The following is a 16,376-nucleotide window of genomic DNA, read 5'->3' on the forward strand; positions in this document are numbered from 1 at the left end:
CTTTTCACCGGATAAGGAGAATGTCATGTCCACTAATTTTAATCAACTCATGAAAAAGAGATTCTTGTTGTCTCTTAGCTCACTTCTTGTTTGCAGTTCTGCTGTTGTTGGCTTTTCTGGCAAAGCTTTTGGGCGGGAGTTTAACGCAGGTCCAATCTGGAATAACGGTCATGCACGAACAGTATGCCCTCAGCTTTGTACTGCGAACAGCATGTGGTGGAATGGTAATTGGCATACAACGGTGTATCGCCAGCAGTCAGTTTGTAGCTGTGGTTGGCGTTTAGAGTTGAGCAACGAACGTTTTACTCGCCGAATCACACAAGCATCATTGTGGAAATATAGAGATTTTAAGACGGCGATTAGTCACAGGGGATTAAGTCCTTACGAAGCAGCAAACCAAGTTGGCGAGACGGTCAAACGTTTGCGAGGAGTAGACAATCTCTACGAAATTAGGTTAAGTGGAGGCGATCGGGTTACTTTTTCTATCTATGGTCAATACCACGTAGTTGAAATACGTGATGTCGGCGGTCATACATGACAAATCAAGAGGGTGTTTGAAAAGTCAGTTTGGTCAAATAAAGCCTTAAACTGCTATCCAATGTCTCAGGCATGGCTTGGCAACTGACAGCGCTGTCGTCCCTATTTATGATATGACAATCGCTTTTGAACCAAAGCTTTTGGTCAACGGCGATTGTTTTATTTTTGAGTGGCAATTGCAAAATTATTGTAGCTCGCAGAAGAATCCTATATTTATAAACTTTTGTAAAATCACCAGCTTTTTGCGTAAAAACTCCCCTAACCAACCTGAGATAAGTAGACACAAGTCAAACCCAAGTAACTTTGGAGAATAGATTATGCGTTCGATTCAATCAAAAACCCTGGCTGCTTTTGGCACAATCATCGCCTCTGCTGTTTCCCTAACGATGCCATTGGTTAGTCCCTCTTTAGCCGCACCCCAGAACTTTAGTAGTTATCAAAAGGCTACCAACTCTGTTGCGCCTACGTTTGAAACTTTATCGACCGATTCCTCCATCCTGGTAGCTGGTAAACCAGGGCGCAGTTCCAACCAACAGCACAATTCTAACCAGCAGCCCAGTTCCAGTAAACCTAAACCTCAATGGACTGTAAACGATCAAAAGGCACGCATTAAACAGGGACTCACACCAACTGAAATGCAGAAATATGAGGATTTTCTGAATCAGATTAAAGCGGGCAAATCTCCTAAAGAGGCTGCTGAAGCAATTGGAGATTCCGATTGGAAATCATTCGGAAACAATCAATTTCAATTTCGCCTAAGCCAGAAGAATCGGGTTACATATTCGCTCGAACAGAAGAAAGACCGTCAAGGCAAAGTCACCAATGAATATGAAGTCAAAATCCTTCAAGTCGGCGGTCATACATAACAAATCAAGAGGGTGTTTGAAAAGTTAGTCCGGTCAAATAAAGCCTTAAACTGCTATCCAATGTATAAGGCATGGCTTGGCAACTGACAGGGCTGCCGTCCCTAGTCAAACCCATCAATTTTCTGATATGACAATCGCTTTTGACCCAAAGCTTTTGGTCAACGGCGATTGTTTTATTTTTGAGTGGCAATTGCAAAATTATTGTAGCTCGCAGAAGAATCGTCGATTTATAAAGTTTTGTAAATTTCAGAAGCTAATTGCGTAAAAGCTTGCAGAGTCAACCTGAGATAAGTAGACACAAGTCAAACCCAAGTAACTTTGGAGAATAGATTATGCGTTCGATTCAATCAAAAACCCTGGCTACTTTTGGCACAATCATCGCCTCTGCTGTTTCCCTAGCGATGCCATTGGTAAGTCCCTCTTTAGCCGCAGGTGGAGGTAGTCACAAAACACTGAGAATGTGTGCAAAAGTTGAATATACCTATAAGGCTAAAGATGGACGAGTTATTTCTGGTGTAACTCCCGTAGAGTGTGGCAAAAACGTCCGTCAGCAACATAACGAAAGTGGACTACGTAAAGCTTCACGTGAAGAAGCTTGTAAAAAGGCTTGGCAACACTTGCCACGTCTTGAACAAGGGGCACAATGGCTGCAACGCAGCTGTAAACCATACCAACAAAAATAGAGGATACTGTTGAATCCCACATACCTAATCCGCATTTAATGCCCTTTTTTCTACCACTGGTTGAAAACCTGGGGCCATACAAACCTAGCCCGCTTGGGCGGGCTAGATAAACCTCTCGTTGAAAGGAAAAATTAGTCATGAAAACCCCTGTTGCAGTTTTTGGCACCTTATTAACTATGACTCTTGCTGCATCAACTACAACTCTTGCTATCAGTGATGTTGCTAGCGCAAACAAGCTATATAACAAGCAACAAATTATGATGGCACAGTCTGGTGTAGGTCTATCTGTTAACCTGGATTTACTTGGCATTGCTAACCAAATCAAATCCGATATCAAATCTGCTCAAAACCGTAGCGGATTTGTGAAAAATTTAGCGAACACAGTTTATTATGCTGCGCGTTTTGCTGCAAAGCGACACAATTTGGGTAAACGATACCATGTGATGGTTTTTAATTTGAACCAAAACTATCAGGAAAGATTTAAAGGTGTTGTATTCTATGGTTCAGCAGTTTATGACGGCATCCATTACGGTATTTGGGTGTTTGAAAGTGGTGAATTCATCAATCAAGGCGATGGTGGATGGATTAACTGGGCTTTTATAGGCCGGTTTGACAAAAATGGTAGTTATGTAAAATTCAAACCGTCACAGTCGTAGTCAGAAGACGAAGAGCATAAATAGCCCTCCCGAAACATACCCTCCTGAGAAATCCTTGCTAGCCCCTTACACGCGACTGGAAGGGGTATTCTTATTGGAGATAGTACAGATTGAATAGCCCCTACTGACTCATGACCAATAAAGTAATCGTTTTCGGTAGCATCAACATGGACTTAGTAGTAAAAACACCCCGGTTACCGATTCCGGGAGAAACCCTACTAGGCCATGATTTTTTTACCGCACCGGGGGGAAAAGGTGCGAATCAGGCGGTAGCAATGGCAAAATTGGGTATCCCGACTTTTATGGTGGGAAGAGTGGGAAAAGATGCCGAAGGTAACTCCCTCCTCGCCAGTCTCCAAACCTATGGCGTATCCACAGATTATGTCTTAACCGATACCGAAGCTCATTCCGGCGTCGCCATCATCGCCGTAGAAGACAGCGGGCAAAATAATATTATCGTCGTTCCCGGTGCCAATCATCGTGTAAATGCTGAAGATTTGGAACCATTAAGTAATATTTTTGACAGTACATCTGCTTTATTACTCCAATTAGAGATCCCTTTATCGGCGGTAATTTTAGCAGCAAAAGCCGCTCGGAATGCCGGAATATCAGTGATTTTAGATCCAGCACCCGCGCAGAAAGATATCCCGGATGAAATTTATCGATTGGTTGATATTATTACCCCAAATGAAATCGAAGCGGCGCAATTAGTTGGTTTTCCAGTTAATCATCCGGAAACGGCATTTGAAGCTGCTGCTGTATTGCGTCAGCGAGGGGTGAAAACGGCGATTGTTAAATTAGGGGCATTGGGTGTTTGCTGTGCTACAGGGGATGAGTGTTTCTTTGTGCCAGCATTTCCCGTGGAAGCGGTGGATACAACTGCTGCTGGAGATGCATTTAATGGGGGTTTGGTAGCAGGTTTAACAGAAGGACAGTCTTTGCGACAAGCGGTAGTATGGGGTGCGGCGGCGGGTGCGATCGCTACTACGAAACCCGGTGCAATGCCTTCGATGCCCTCCCGCGATGCATTTAACCAGTTTCTCAAAGATCGCCAAATTCTGTGAGCTTTTGTCACTTACTCGTTTCCCGCCGAAAAAATACCTATTTAATTAACCGCAGAGGACGCAGAGGACGCAGAGGTAAGAGAAAAGAAGAGGAATTACGCAAATCACCTTTGTTTCTCGCCAAAATCTCTCTGAATTTTATCTGATAATCTCCATTTTACTGATAATGGTTTCTTGCCTAGTTTTGCCGCATGGTTCGGCACTTTGGCAATCATTAAGGTTAGCTAATTCATAGCTTAAACGGACTTTTTTATTTAAAAAATTTTTTTCCTCGTCACAGATATCAAAAGCTGCATACATACTTACGTGAGTTTCACCATTTTCATCCACTAAGTCTACATAGCAGCTAATATCGCCTTGTTGGATCCTTTTGACTGTACCAACTTCCAGTTTTCCGGAGCTAGTTTGCTTGCTAGAATTAGTCTTATATTTGCTGCTACTTTCAGCAGAATTAGCTGAATTAGCCTTAACTTTGGCTTGGCTTTGAGAATTAATATTCTTGTTATCCTTCACTTCAGCTTGGTCTGGTCGAGAATTAGCGGATTCAGTGTTAGCTGCAACAGTGGTATCTATTTTAGTATCCTTAGCCCTATTACTCTGTGGCTGATTACAACTTATCATCCCGATGGATAAAATAGCGAGCGCAGTTGTATAAATTAACTTTTTCATTATTCCCCTGTGTGCTTGAGTCATATCACTTCCGTTGGCATGGGAATTATTTTGTTTGGTTTAGCCAAGCGGTTGTTTGATATTACCATAACTGCTGCCGATGGTCGTGGGCTGCGATCGCACTCACAATTCCCCTCTGCAAACCTCTACCATAATAAATATTATTACCATAACAACTCCCAACCTGGACTGAATGCACCAGTATCATTCATTACCCGCTAGCCAATTGAACCCCGATTTCCAGGCAACAGCCACTCTGGCTAAAGTCCTCTAGGATAGGAGTAGCCGCATTGAGTCCGGTAAGGCTGGGATATAGCTCAGCCTTAGGTTCCGGGCGACTTTTGCGTCTCGACAGTTGCTACCTCTCCCGCAACCTAAGTGGAAGGGATAAGCTGGGAGAATTCACTGACAATTAACGTTCAACTGGTATAAAAACCACCCATGATTGCAACTACCAGCGTTACCGATAACCTGTTATTAAGAGGCAAAGGGTTGCCCCCGTTTGATGCCATTAAGCCTGAGCATGTGGTACCTGCAATAACCCAGCTACTGGCTGAACTAGATGAGGAGCTTGCCAGATTGGAGGCTAGCGTAACACCCACTTGGAACGGCTTGGTTGAACCTTTAGATAGATTGACAGAGCGCTTAAATTGGAGTTGGGGTGTAGTAAATCATTTGATGGGTGTGAAAAATAGCCCCGAACTGCGCGCCGCCCAGGAAACGGTACAGCCTCTAGTTGTACAATTTTGGAACAAGCTCAGCCAAAGCAAACCGATCTACGAGGCGTTTAAGGCACTGCGGGCGGGGGATACTTGGAAAAGTTTAGAGTCGGCACAAAAGCGCATTGTAGAAGCGGCAATCCGAGATGCGGAACTATCGGGGGTAGGATTTGAAGGAGAAAAGCGATACCAATTCAACAAAATCAAACTCGAACTGGCAGAACTTTCTACCAAATTCTCGAACCACGTCCTAGACGCGACTAAAGCTTTTAGCCTTACCTTAACCAGCTTTGACGAAGTTGACGGTTTACCGCGAAGCTTACTCAGTTTAGCCGCCGCTTCTGCCCGCGCCGCCAAAGAAGAAAACGCCACCCCGGAAAATGGACCCTGGCGCATCACTCTGGACTTCCCCAGTTACTTCCCCTTCATGCAGCACAGCACTAGACGCGACTTGCGGGAAAAACTCTACAAAGCTTATATCAGTCGCGCTTCTAGTGGGGAGTTAGATAATAATCCGTTGGTTGAACGCATATTAGAACTGCGTCAAAAACAGGCGCAGCTACTCGGCTTTAACAGCTATGCCGAATTAAGTTTAGCCAGTAAAATGGCTCCCAGCGTCGATGCAGTAGAAGCGCTGCTAGAAGAACTGCGCCGCGTTAGTTACGATGCAGCTTTGAAGGAATTGGAAGAACTCAAAGCTTTTGCAGCATCGAAAGGTGCAGAGTCAGCTATGGACTTGAAACACTGGGATATCCCATTTTGGTCGGAAAGGCAGCGGGAAGAAAAATTTGCCTTTAGTGCGGAAGAGTTGCGCCCTTATTTCCCGTTACCGCAAGTGCTAGATGGTTTGTTTGGTTTAGCCAAGCGGTTGTTCGGAGTCACCATAACTGCTGCCGATGGTCAAGCACCACTATGGCACGAGGATGTACGATATTTCCAAATTGCGGATGAAACGGGGAATCGGATCGCTTACTTCTATTTAGATCCATACAGTCGTCCAGCGGAAAAGCGGGGCGGTGCTTGGATGGATGAGTGCATTGTGCGCGCCAAAATTATCGAAGCGGGGACGCCCAAAACCAGGTTACCTGTGGCGTATTTGGTTTGCAATCAAAGTCCCCCAGTCGATGGTAAACCCAGCTTGATGACCTTTGGCGAAGTGGAAACCTTGTTCCACGAATTTGGACACGGTTTGCAACACATGCTGACAAAGGTAGATTATCCCAAAGCAGCGGGTATCAATAACGTTGAATGGGATGCGGTAGAACTGCCCAGTCAGTTTATGGAAAACTGGTGTTACGAACGACCCACTTTGATGGGAATGGCGAAACATTACGAAACAGGGGAACCGCTACCAGAGCATTATTACCAAAAACTATTGGCTGCGCGCACTTATATGAGTGGTAGTGTGATGCTGCGCCAGTTGCACTTTAGCTTGGTGGACTTAGAATTGCACCACCGCTATCAACCTGGTGGCGAGGAAACCGCAGCCGATGTGCGTCGCCGCGTCGCCAAAACCACCACGATTTTGCCACCCCTACCCGAAGATGGCTTTTTATGCAGCTTCGGGCATATCTTCGCTGGCGGTTATGCGGCGGGTTATTACAGCTATAAATGGGCTGAAGTATTGAGTGCGGATGCGTTTGCGGCGTTTGAAGAAGCTGGTTTGGACCGGGAAGAAGCTATCGCTACCACCGGATCGCGCTTCCGCAATACCGTCCTCGCTTTAGGCGGAAGTTTACACCCGATGGAAGTCTTTAAAGCCTTCCGAGGACGCGAACCTTCTGTTACACCCTTACTCAGACACAGCGGTTTAGCGGCTTAATTAAAGGATAGTCGCCAAAAAGCGCGATACCCTTAAGCGTATCGCTATACAAACAAAGCAAGGCGTAGCGGGCTGAAATTCTTGCAGCCCGCTACGCCTTGCTTTGTTTGTGTAGCCCCATGCTAAAGCATGGGGGCGGTTCAGAAAATTGCTGCATTTGAGTTTATATAAATAAGAAAAGATATTTTCAAGCATTACGAATCACACATAAATTGTTACATTAATCCTTCGCGTCATCCTCAAAAAAAGGCGAAATTAAGGCTAAAAATCCCTATCCTGCCCTTACCCTAGCAGCCGCATCAGAAACAGAAGAGTTCCCTGTTTTGTACAATTTTTTACATTTTGATGATAAGGCAGGCACGGCGATCGTGCTATGCTGTTTAACGCAAGCAGATGGGCAAAACACTGCAAAACGATTCAGAAAATTTTGAGCGCAATTGAAGGGAACCAGATTTTAGCATCGGCATTAGTTTGCTCGTCTGCAAGTAAGTTTTAGAGTGCTGCGGGAGTGACATCCAGGGAGTGTTGCGATCGCACAGATTTTTGTCACCCCGATAACGGAGGAAATCATGATAGACATAGACATACAAGGACAAGATATTAATTTGGCTAGCTTGGAACAAGAAGCAATGCAGCTAGCCACTCAGCTATCGGGGCAAATTCAGCCTCACGGGGTTTTGTTCGTATTAGAAGAACCAGAATTAAAAATATTACAAACGAGCAGCAATACCTACTCTATTTTTGGCATATCGCCCCCAGAAATGCTGCAAAAAACTCTAGAAGAAATCCTAGATCCCTACCAAGTAGAGAGAATTAAAGCCGGGTTAACCGACGAAAATTTTGATTACATCAATCCCACCAAAGTTTGGGCGCGCACCAAGGGCGATAATTATCTAGTCTTTGATGCACTGTTTCATCGCAACAAAGATGGGTTCCTGATTTTAGAATTAGAGCCAACATTCTCACAAGAAAGCATTCCGTTTCTCAGTTTTTATCATTTAGCGAGGGCATCGATTAACCAATTAGAAAAAACAGCGAATCTGCGGGATTTTTGTCAAATTATTGTCCAGGAAGTCCGAAAAGTCACTGGGTTCGACCGGGTGATGCTGTATAAATTTGATGACGATGGACATGGAGCCGTCATCGCCGAAGAAAAATTAGAGACTATGGAATCTTACCTGGGTTTGCACTATCCAGAGTCAGATATTCCTAAACCAGCCAGAACATTTTTTACCTCAAATTGGATCAGATTAATCCCCGATACCAAAGCGCAACCCGTCGGACTTTTTCCCGCTGAGAATCCCATCAGCGAACAACGGCTCGATTTAACATTGTCTCTGCTCAGAAGTGCGGCTGACTGCCATATGGAATACCTGCACAATATGGGAGTTGGAGCGAGTCTGACGATTTCTTTAATGAAAGACCAAAAACTCTGGGGACTGATTGCTTGTCACCATCAGACGCCCAAACACGTGTCTTACGAATTGCGGAAAGCTTGCGAATTCTTGGGGCGAGTAGTATTTTCGGAAATCTCGGCAAAAGAAGAAACCGAAGATTACGACTATCGGATGAAATTAAACTACGTTCAATCAGCTTTGATTGAATACATGTCCCAAGAAGAAAACTTTGTTGATGGGTTGCTCAAACACCAGCCGAATCTGCTCGACTTAGCGAACGCTACTGGAGCCGCCGTCTGTTTTGGCAACTATTTTACCACCATCGGCGAAACTCCCAAAGAAGAAGATTTGAATTTCTTAGTCCAATGGCTCAAGAATAACGTTCAAGAAGAAGTCTTCTACACCGATTCTTTGCCGAGGATTTATCCCGATGCGGAGAAGTATAAAAACGTCGCCAGCGGTTTGCTAGCAATTCCTATCTCCAAGAAAAACTACGTGTTGTGGTTCCGACCAGAAGTAATTAAAACGGTCAATTGGGGAGGCAACCCGAATCAGGCTTATGAATTAAATCGCGCCGAGGGGAATTTGCGCCTGTGTCCGCGTAAATCATTTGAATTGTGGAAAGAAACCGTTCGATTAACATCGCTGCCCTGGAAACAGGTGGAAGTTAAAACTGCACTGGAATTGAGAAAGGCAATTATTAACATCGTGCTGCGTCAAGCAGATGAGCTGGCTCAATTAGCGCAAGATTTAGAACGGTCTAATGCGGAACTGAAAAAGTTTGCTTATGTAGCATCCCATGACTTGCAAGAACCGCTCAATCAAGTAGCGAATTACGTGCAACTGTTAGAGATGCGCTATTGCGACCAACTCGACGAAGATGCTAAAGAATTTATTAGCTTTACCGTTGAAGGAGTCAGCTTGATGCAAACTTTGATTGATGACGTGCTGGCTTATTCAAAAGTAGATATTCAAGGCAGCGAATTTAAGCTGACTGATGTGGAAAAATCCTTGGATAAAGCGCTGAGCAATCTGCGGCGACGCATCGGTGAAAGTCAAGCGGTTATTACCCACGACCCCATGCCAACGGTGATGGCGGATAGCACTCAAATGATGCAGCTATTCCAAAATCTGATCGGGAATGCTATCAAGTTCCGCAGCGAAGAAACCCCTGTAATTCACTTAGGAGCAACTCGTTTAGAAGATGCGTGGTTATTTTCAGTCAAGGATAACGGGATTGGGATTGAACCGCAATTTTCCGAGCGCATTTTTGTGATTTTTCAACGCCTGCACGCGCGGGATGAATACCCAGGTACGGGGATGGGATTAGCGATTTGTAAAAAGATTGTGGAATGTCACCGAGGTCGGATCTGGGTTGAGTCAGAATTAGGAAAAGGTGCGACTTTTTATTTTACAATTCCAGTCGGAGGACGCGAGCGTCAGCACCCCCGGCTGAAGCGTGGGGGATTCGTGCCTCCAGTTTCAGGTAGCTGACCAGCCTTAGCCATATGGCTACGTTCAGAGTAAGAGTTTAAGTTCCTACCTTGGGTTGCGTAGCTAGACCTGAGCTTCTAGAACCAAAACGTTAAACATCTCTAAGGGGTTAAGGAAGTGCGTTTTGGAAAGTACCGACTCTGAACATTGGCGAAGCTAACGTTACGAGAAATCAGAAGAGACGCAACAATGTCTAACCTTGTTTTAGTTCTAGATACCAACCGTAAACCACTCAACCCGTGTAGACCAGGAGTTGCTAGAAGTTTACTCAGATTGGGGAAAGCAAAAGTCTTTCGACGGTTTCCCTTCACAATTGTTTTGAATAAAGCTGTTGATGATAACCCTCAGCCAATACAACTGAAACTAGACCCCGGTTCAAAAACCACAGGGATAGCCTTACTTCAAGGAAATCAAGTTGTTTGGGGGGCAGAACTTACCCATCGTGGACAACAGATTAAAGATGCTCTTGAGTTACGTAGAGCATTAAGAAGAGGAAGGAGAAACCGTAAGACTCGCTATCGTCAGCCTCGATTTTTAAACCGTACTCGTCCTGATGGTTGGTTAGCTCCCAGTCTTCAACATCGAATTGAAACAATTTTTACTTGGGTTAATCGGTTACGCAGATATGCCCCAATTACAGGTATATCTCAAGAAGTTGTCCGATTTGATTTACAGCAAATAGACAATCCTGAAATAGCACAAATTGAGTACCAGCAAGGTACATTGTTTGGCTGCGAGATTAGAGAGTATTTGTTAGCTAAATGGGAACAAAAATGTGCTTACTGTAGTATTCAAAATGTGCCGCTACAAATTGAGCATATTCAACCCAAAGCTAAGGGAGGAACTAATAGAATTTCTAACCTTTGCCTAGCTTGTGAACCTTGCAACATCAAAAAAGGAACTCAGAATATTGAGGTTTTCTTGAAAAACAAACCTGATGTCTTAAAGAGAGTTTTAGCACAAGTAAAGCGTCCATCAAAGGACGCAGCAGCAATCAATTCAACCAGATGGGCATTGTTAAAGCGATTAAAACAAACAGATTTACCTATTGAGACAGGGAGTGGAGGACAAACCAAGTACAATCGATGTCGTTTGGAGTTAGCTAAAACTCATTGGATAGATGCAGCTTGTGTGGGTAAAGTTGAGCAATTGGAGATTCTGGCTAAACAACCACTGTTAATCAAATCTACGGGTCATGGAACTCGTCAAATGTGCGGTACTGATAAATACGGATTTCCCACTCGACATCGCTCTAGAACCCAAATCCATAAAGGATTTCAAACGGGTGACATTGTTAAAGCAGTTGTCAGTTGCGGCAAGAAAATTGGCATTTACATTGGTCGAGTTCTTTGTAGAGCAACTGGCAGTTTTGATATTGTAACTAAGGATGGAAGAATATCAGGCATCAGTTATAGATATTGCTTTAAAGTTCATCAAAAGGATGGTTACAGCTATGCATTCTAGGAAGAAAACGGCAAATGTATTCGCCGCGTCGTCTTTCCTCTCCCGTCTTAAGCGCAGGAAATTCGAGACTCCCGGAGGTTTATGGTGAGCGTAGAAGCAACCGAAAGACCCAAAATCATCTTTTTGGTGGAGGACAATAAAGCGGATATTCGTTTAATACAAGAGGCATTGAAAGATAGTTCGGTGTCTCATCAGGTGGTGGCGGTGAGGAATGGGATTGACGCGATCGCATATCTCCGCCGCGAAGGGGAGTATACTGAAGCATTGCGTCCTGACCTGATTCTGCTAGATTTAAACTTGCCCAAAAAAGATGGTCGAGAAGTGCTAGCAGAAATTAAAGCCGACCCTGACTTGAAACGCATTCCGGTCGTCGTGCTGACAACTTCTAGAAATGAGGAGGATATTCACCACAGCTACGAATTGCACGTCAATTGCTACATCACCAAATCCCGCAATCTCAACGAACTATTCAAAATCGTGAAGGGGATTGAAGATTTCTGGTTAGCAACAGTTACCTTACCATCGGAGTCATAGGATTTTGGATTGTAATTTTAAATTTTAGATTGGGCAGACTATCAAAGGAGGAGAAAGGGAAGAACCAAAAGAATATGCTTGCAAGCGCGCTAAAAATCTTGTTGATTGAAGACAGTCTGGCAGAAGCTAGATTGTTGGAAGAGTTTTTGCAGCAAGCGAAGTCCAAGGAATTTAGTCTGGTGCATGTGAAGCGATTGCGAGAAGCAATTGAACAACTAAATCAAGATTGTTTTGATGCGATTTTGTTGGATTTAACGCTACCAGACAGCCAAGGATTAGCCTCCCTGCCGCCGCTGATAAGTCTTGCCCCTAGCATACCGATTGTAGTGCTAACGAATACCAACGATGACGAACTGGCGATAGAAGCGGTGCGTCAAGGGGCGCAAGATTATCTAGTCAAGCGCCAGGTAAATTCGCAATTGTTGGTGCGATCGCTCTATTATGCGATCGAACGCAAGCAAATGTCAGAATCGTTACGGGAATTAAATAAAACCTTAGAAACTCGCGTTGAGGAACGAACCGCTGAGTTGATGAAAGCCAAAGAAATCAATCAACTCAAATCTGAATTCGTCTCGATGCTGTCTCACGATTTCCGCAATCCTTTAAATGCTATTCTGCTTTCGGCTGGATTTCTGCAACACCACGAACAAAAATTAACGCGGGAGAAAAAACACGCTCATTACCAATTAATCCGCTCAGCCATCAAAAACATGGCACAGTTATTGGATGAAGCTTTAGTACTCGGTAAAGCCGATGCCGGTAAATTTGAGTTTCGCCCCACTCCCTTAGCTTTAAAACTATTTTGCCACGATTTGATTGAAGAGCTAAAACTCAATATAGGCGAGAAACATCAGCTTGTTTTTACAACGGGTGGGGTATTCGTCGAGGCGCTATGGGATGAAAATCTTCTGCGACACATTTTGACCAATCTACTAGCCAACGCGATTAAATATTCACCGGAAGGTGGTATAATTAGATTTGAACTAATCGGTCAGGAAAAAACAGTTATTTTCCGGATTCAAGACCAAGGAATTGGCATTCCAGAAGAAGACCAAGAACGACTGTTTGAACCTTTCCACCGCGCCAGTAATGTCGATACAATTCCCGGTACTGGTTTAGGATTAGCCATTGTCAAAAGGTGTGTGGAGGCGCATGGAGGCGAGATTTCCGTGCAAAGTGAAGAGGGAGTTGGCACGACTTTTACAGTGACGCTGCCGGTGATGGTGCAAAGCTATTGCAATTAGGGGTAAGAACTTAGGCAACTGGCACAAGACTTACGCAACTGTCAAAGTGGAACTATAGGTAATGGAAATTGTGTGCCAGCGATGCTGCTTGCGGTACTTTCAAATTAATGAATCCTGGCAACAGGATTGAAACAACTGATTGCAAGAATGGAGTAATATTATGGCTGATGATATGGGAATCAGCTCGTTTCATCCAAAGCGAGTTGAGGTCGAGAAAGATGGGTTTCATCTAGAGTTTGCAACAGCAGAGGAAGCCAAAGAATGTTTTGGTCAAGGTGCTATTAGGGGACACGTTGTAGAAATGCTCAATTATTTTACCGTTGTTATTAAGTTTAGAAAGGTGTCATCTGACACCTCGCCACAAGATTAAATTGCTACTTCCTGGTAATAATTATAAACTTTGGGGAGCGAGCGCTATAATTTTCTCAGCTACTATTTCTGCCACTGGCATCACCGATAATCGATTCCCTCGCTTGACTAATAATAACTCTTGGTCGCTAAACTCTTGTTTGAGTGTTTCTAAAGATAAAATTGTCGGGAAAGCTTCAACAAATTCCACTGCAACTGTCTGCCACCTTGGGGATGCTTGAGTAGATTTGGCATCATAGTATTTACTGTTAAAATCGAACTGAGTCGGGTCTATAATATTACTTTTGACAATCCGCATTAATCCGGCAATGCCTGGGGGTGTCGCGTTCAAAAAGGCTAAATCTCCTACTTTCATTTCCCGCAGGAAGTTGCGCGCTTGGTAATTGCGGACTCCTTCCCAAATCGTTTGATGTTCTCGCTCTAAGTCAGCAATGCTGTATACAGTAGGTTCTGATTTCATTAACCAATAATTCACGATAGCTTCCTCACTTAACGACTCTTTTTTGTAATACTTAAATCTGAAAAACCGTTGATTTGTCAGCTAGAGATATAGGAAGAAACAAAGGTGATTTTCTCTTCGTGCGTAAGTCCTGGAATACTTAGATATTGCACCTGCCTGACGACCCGCCCACCAATCAATGATCCTGTTGGCAAAGTCGAAAAACCTAACCCCCCAACCCCCTTCCCTAGGAGGGAAGGGGGGGCCGGAAAGCCCCTCCCCGCTTAGGGGAGGGGTTGGGGAGGGGTCAGATCCCGGAGTGACTTTACCAACAGCATCATCAATTTGCGGGCTAATAGCTCAAGTCCATTAAAATGGACTTAATGCTGTCGCCAGTTCTGTAAAAAAGGGATTTAAATCGCACCAAGTAAAGTACCATCTGATCCAATGACAACTGACAACTAAGAACTAACTACTTATGCAGATTATAAATGAAATTGTTGAAGTAGAAACCGATGCCGGAATCAACATTTATAATATTACGCCCAATCTGACAAAAATTATAGAGGCTAGTGGAATCAAAACGGGGCAGGTTTTAGTGTTTTCTCGTCACACGACAACGGCTTTGGCGATTAATGAATATGAGGAAAGGTTGCTGGAAGATATTAAAGTATATCTGAGAAAGTTAGCGCCGGAATCGGATAAGTACTTGCATAACGACCTGCATTTAAGAACAAATATCCCGCCGGATGAACCGATGAATGCTCACTCGCACTTGATGGCGATGACTTTGAGTACGAGTGAAGTAATTCCGGTTGTAGATGGTAAATTGGGTTTGGGTACTTACCAATCTGTGTTATTTTTTGATTTGGATGGACCGAGAAAAAGAACTGTGTTTGTGCAGATTAGTGGGGTGTAAGAGATCCCCCTAAATCCCCCTTAAAAAGGGGGACTTGTCCCCGCTAACCCCCTTTTTAAGGGGGAATTGAAATTTAACGATCTCAATCTCCCTTTTTAAGACCGACGTACCGCATCCATTTTCCCATATAATGAAAATTCAGGGAGTATCATGGGCAAAACTCAGATCCAGAGTTAAACAAAACGCTTTGATAATGCTCCACAGTTGGAAATGGATCGTAGAAGTGGTGGAGTAGGGAGCGCCACTCTTGATATTTTGGCGATTGTCGAAATCCAACCGTATGGTCTTCTAATTGCTGCCAACGTACAAGCAGAATATAACGATTTGTAGTTTCTAGAGATCGTTGAAGCTCATGGGAGATATAGCCTGACATAGAAACAATAATCGTTGAGGCTGTTTTGAATGCAGCTTCAAATTCTTCAGTCAAATTAGGTTTAACCTCAAGAATCGCAACTTCCAATATCATGGGTTGAAATGCTAGATCAACATTGCTCAACTTACCACCAAACTCTAAATGCTGTCCCTAAAGATAATGTGAAGTAGTCCAACTATGTTCCTAATTTTAAAATTCGTCAAAGTGACTCCAATTCCACCAGCATTTCTATCGTGCTAACCCGAAAACCGCAGGAGGAAAACAACCGCTGCGCTGATTCGTTAACCGCCTCTGTATCGAGCCGAATTTGTTTGACTCCCCTGAGCTTAAATTGCTCAATGGTTTCCATGACCATTTGTCGCGCGATTCCACTGCGGCGATATTCTTCTTCCACCCAAAGGTCGTGAATAAAAGCATATTCTTTTAAACGATAGATGGGTATTTCTTTCTCTACCGTTGCTACTATAAATCCAACTAATTTGCCCGGTTGTTCGGGTGCAGAGGCGACTAGGAAAACGCTGGTTTCGTTGGTCGTCAATCTTTTCAACCATCCCTCGTAACGCTGTTCTGGATTGGGTAAAAATCCATATTTCGCCTCATTCCAAGTTTCATGCAACGCACAAATCTTGGCAACCATCGGCAAAATGGCGGGAACATCAGCGGGTGTAGCAGGACGAATCATAGCAGGTGAGCGGGTAAGCAGGCGGGTAGGTGAGAATTTTTGGGGCGGGTTTTACCAATAACTTTCAAACTCTAACAGACAACTTGGCTAAACCCGCCTCTCTCAAGACGCAATCAACCAGACAGGATATCAGATGCTAGTGCCACCGCACCGCTATTTTCCCATCCTTCAACTTGGTGGGATAAACGTACCGTGCCGGTGGTAGCATCGACTGGGCCACCGAAACTGACGCCGATAGCAGCGGGTGTTTCGTTTTGTAAAAGGTCGCTGGCGAGCGATCGCATTATCTCCATATCCGTCCTAAAATTCGGATTAGGCGGCGAGAGGGCGCGTTTGTGAGCAATCCACTGTTTTTCACCTAAATTTAGCAAAGCGGCGGCGTGCTTGCTCCCGCCAAACTCTAAAGCTAAGATTTTCACCTCTCCCCCCTACCCCCCCTCTCCCC

At 44.2% G+C, this 16,376-nt stretch carries 18 protein-coding genes; 13 read left to right on the forward strand and 5 right to left on the reverse strand.

Annotation, left to right across the window (positions count from 1 at the left end; genetic code table 11):
* The first annotated feature begins 25 nt into the window (after window positions 1-25).
* The 5 genes from ACE1CM_RS07475 (at window position 26) to rbsK (ending at window position 3,806) form a co-directional block, all read left to right on the forward strand.
* Window positions 26-538: a mannan-binding lectin gene (locus ACE1CM_RS07475; protein WP_374876775.1), complete on the forward strand. Its 513-nt coding sequence runs from the start codon at window positions 26-28 to the stop codon at window positions 536-538.
* A gap of 316 nt (window positions 539-854) precedes the next feature.
* Window positions 855-1,403, forward strand: coding sequence for a hypothetical protein (locus ACE1CM_RS07480; protein WP_374876776.1), 549 nt, complete (start codon window positions 855-857; stop codon window positions 1,401-1,403).
* Window positions 1,404-1,735: 332 nt separating this feature from the next.
* Entirely contained in the window at window positions 1,736-2,086 is a 351-nt protein-coding gene (locus ACE1CM_RS07485) for a hypothetical protein (RefSeq protein WP_374876777.1), read from the forward strand.
* A gap of 137 nt (window positions 2,087-2,223) precedes the next feature.
* Window positions 2,224-2,742 carry a hypothetical protein gene (locus tag ACE1CM_RS07490; protein WP_374876778.1) on the forward strand — a complete coding sequence of 173 codons (519 nt, stop codon included), beginning with the start codon at window positions 2,224-2,226 and terminating at the stop codon, window positions 2,740-2,742.
* A gap of 131 nt (window positions 2,743-2,873) precedes the next feature.
* Window positions 2,874-3,806, forward strand: coding sequence for a ribokinase (rbsK, locus tag ACE1CM_RS07495; protein WP_374876779.1), 933 nt, complete (start codon window positions 2,874-2,876; stop codon window positions 3,804-3,806).
* 138 nt (window positions 3,807-3,944) lie between these two features.
* Here rbsK and ACE1CM_RS07500 read toward each other — a convergent pair whose 3' ends face one another.
* Window positions 3,945-4,499, reverse strand: coding sequence for a hypothetical protein (locus ACE1CM_RS07500; protein ID WP_374876780.1), 555 nt, complete (start codon window positions 4,497-4,499; stop codon window positions 3,945-3,947).
* Here ACE1CM_RS07500 and ACE1CM_RS07505 point away from each other — a divergent pair.
* From ACE1CM_RS07505 to ACE1CM_RS07535, 7 genes are all read left to right on the forward strand, one after another.
* Entirely contained in the window at window positions 4,491-4,697 is a 207-nt protein-coding gene (locus tag ACE1CM_RS07505; protein ID WP_374876781.1) for a hypothetical protein, read from the forward strand. The genes ACE1CM_RS07500 and ACE1CM_RS07505 overlap by 9 nt on opposite strands.
* A gap of 219 nt (window positions 4,698-4,916) precedes the next feature.
* Window positions 4,917-7,016, forward strand: coding sequence for a M3 family metallopeptidase (locus tag ACE1CM_RS07510; protein WP_374876782.1), 2,100 nt, complete (start codon window positions 4,917-4,919; stop codon window positions 7,014-7,016).
* Window positions 7,017-7,585: 569 nt separating this feature from the next.
* Window positions 7,586-9,907, forward strand: a complete 2,322-nt coding sequence (locus ACE1CM_RS07515; RefSeq protein ID WP_374876783.1) for an ATP-binding protein — start codon at window positions 7,586-7,588, stop codon at window positions 9,905-9,907.
* A gap of 189 nt (window positions 9,908-10,096) precedes the next feature.
* Window positions 10,097-11,371, forward strand: a complete 1,275-nt coding sequence (iscB, locus tag ACE1CM_RS07520; protein ID WP_374876784.1) for an RNA-guided endonuclease IscB — start codon at window positions 10,097-10,099, stop codon at window positions 11,369-11,371.
* An 81-nt stretch (window positions 11,372-11,452) separates the two neighbouring features.
* On the forward strand, window positions 11,453-11,905 hold the full coding sequence (locus ACE1CM_RS07525; RefSeq protein ID WP_374876785.1) for a response regulator: 453 nt from the start codon (window positions 11,453-11,455) through the stop codon (window positions 11,903-11,905).
* Between the two features lie 74 nt (window positions 11,906-11,979).
* The gene (locus ACE1CM_RS07530; protein ID WP_374876786.1) at window positions 11,980-13,149 is read left to right on the forward strand and encodes an ATP-binding protein; all 1,170 of its coding nucleotides are present in this window, start codon (window positions 11,980-11,982) and stop codon (window positions 13,147-13,149) included.
* A gap of 160 nt (window positions 13,150-13,309) precedes the next feature.
* Window positions 13,310-13,519, forward strand: coding sequence for a hypothetical protein (locus tag ACE1CM_RS07535; protein WP_374876787.1), 210 nt, complete (start codon window positions 13,310-13,312; stop codon window positions 13,517-13,519).
* A 21-nt stretch (window positions 13,520-13,540) separates the two neighbouring features.
* Here ACE1CM_RS07535 and ACE1CM_RS07540 read toward each other — a convergent pair whose 3' ends face one another.
* Complete coding sequence (locus ACE1CM_RS07540; protein ID WP_374876788.1) at window positions 13,541-13,993, reverse strand: EVE domain-containing protein; 453 nt, start codon at window positions 13,991-13,993, stop codon at window positions 13,541-13,543.
* A 442-nt stretch (window positions 13,994-14,435) separates the two neighbouring features.
* Between ACE1CM_RS07540 and ACE1CM_RS07545 the strand changes: the two genes are divergently transcribed.
* Window positions 14,436-14,876 carry a secondary thiamine-phosphate synthase enzyme YjbQ gene (locus ACE1CM_RS07545; RefSeq protein WP_374876789.1) on the forward strand — a complete coding sequence of 147 codons (441 nt, stop codon included), beginning with the start codon at window positions 14,436-14,438 and terminating at the stop codon, window positions 14,874-14,876.
* Window positions 14,877-15,024: 148 nt separating this feature from the next.
* On the opposite strand, the gene ACE1CM_RS07550 is transcribed toward ACE1CM_RS07545, so the two are convergent.
* The 3 genes from ACE1CM_RS07550 to ACE1CM_RS07560 all read right to left on the reverse strand — a co-directional run bounded on the left by ACE1CM_RS07550 (window position 15,025) and on the right by ACE1CM_RS07560 (window position 16,350).
* Window positions 15,025-15,342 (reverse strand): antibiotic biosynthesis monooxygenase family protein, encoded by a 318-nt coding sequence (locus ACE1CM_RS07550; RefSeq protein WP_374876790.1) that lies wholly within the window; start codon window positions 15,340-15,342, stop codon window positions 15,025-15,027.
* 106 nt (window positions 15,343-15,448) lie between these two features.
* Entirely contained in the window at window positions 15,449-15,931 is a 483-nt protein-coding gene (locus tag ACE1CM_RS07555; protein WP_374876791.1) for a GNAT family N-acetyltransferase, read from the reverse strand.
* A 113-nt stretch (window positions 15,932-16,044) separates the two neighbouring features.
* On the reverse strand, window positions 16,045-16,350 hold the full coding sequence (locus tag ACE1CM_RS07560; RefSeq protein WP_374876792.1) for a hypothetical protein: 306 nt from the start codon (window positions 16,348-16,350) through the stop codon (window positions 16,045-16,047).
* Between the last annotated feature and the right edge of the window lie 26 nt (window positions 16,351-16,376).

The sequence above is a fragment of the Microseira sp. BLCC-F43 genome (assembly GCF_041929235.1).
Lineage (GTDB): Bacteria > Cyanobacteriota > Cyanobacteriia > Cyanobacteriales > Aerosakkonemataceae > Microseira.

What these genes read in the sequence shown, in the direction of transcription:
- ACE1CM_RS07500 (WP_374876780.1), bottom strand. Translation starts at nt 4,499, where the DNA reads ATGACTCAAGCACACAGGGGAATAATGAAAAAGTTAATTTATACAACT.
- ACE1CM_RS07490 (WP_374876778.1), top strand. Translation starts at nt 2,224, where the DNA reads ATGAAAACCCCTGTTGCAGTTTTTGGCACCTTATTAACTATGACTCTT.
- ACE1CM_RS07480 (WP_374876776.1), top strand. Translation starts at nt 855, where the DNA reads ATGCGTTCGATTCAATCAAAAACCCTGGCTGCTTTTGGCACAATCATC.
- ACE1CM_RS07530 (WP_374876786.1), top strand. Translation starts at nt 11,980, where the DNA reads ATGCTTGCAAGCGCGCTAAAAATCTTGTTGATTGAAGACAGTCTGGCA.
- ACE1CM_RS07525 (WP_374876785.1), top strand. Translation starts at nt 11,453, where the DNA reads ATGGTGAGCGTAGAAGCAACCGAAAGACCCAAAATCATCTTTTTGGTG.
- ACE1CM_RS07515 (WP_374876783.1), top strand. Translation starts at nt 7,586, where the DNA reads ATGATAGACATAGACATACAAGGACAAGATATTAATTTGGCTAGCTTG.
- ACE1CM_RS07555 (WP_374876791.1), bottom strand. Translation starts at nt 15,931, where the DNA reads ATGATTCGTCCTGCTACACCCGCTGATGTTCCCGCCATTTTGCCGATG.
- ACE1CM_RS07535 (WP_374876787.1), top strand. Translation starts at nt 13,310, where the DNA reads ATGGCTGATGATATGGGAATCAGCTCGTTTCATCCAAAGCGAGTTGAG.
- ACE1CM_RS07485 (WP_374876777.1), top strand. Translation starts at nt 1,736, where the DNA reads ATGCGTTCGATTCAATCAAAAACCCTGGCTACTTTTGGCACAATCATC.
- iscB (WP_374876784.1), top strand. Translation starts at nt 10,097, where the DNA reads ATGTCTAACCTTGTTTTAGTTCTAGATACCAACCGTAAACCACTCAAC.
- ACE1CM_RS07510 (WP_374876782.1), top strand. Translation starts at nt 4,917, where the DNA reads ATGATTGCAACTACCAGCGTTACCGATAACCTGTTATTAAGAGGCAAA.
- rbsK (WP_374876779.1), top strand. Translation starts at nt 2,874, where the DNA reads ATGACCAATAAAGTAATCGTTTTCGGTAGCATCAACATGGACTTAGTA.
- ACE1CM_RS07545 (WP_374876789.1), top strand. Translation starts at nt 14,436, where the DNA reads ATGCAGATTATAAATGAAATTGTTGAAGTAGAAACCGATGCCGGAATC.
- ACE1CM_RS07475 (WP_374876775.1), top strand. Translation starts at nt 26, where the DNA reads ATGTCCACTAATTTTAATCAACTCATGAAAAAGAGATTCTTGTTGTCT.
- ACE1CM_RS07550 (WP_374876790.1), bottom strand. Translation starts at nt 15,342, where the DNA reads ATGATATTGGAAGTTGCGATTCTTGAGGTTAAACCTAATTTGACTGAA.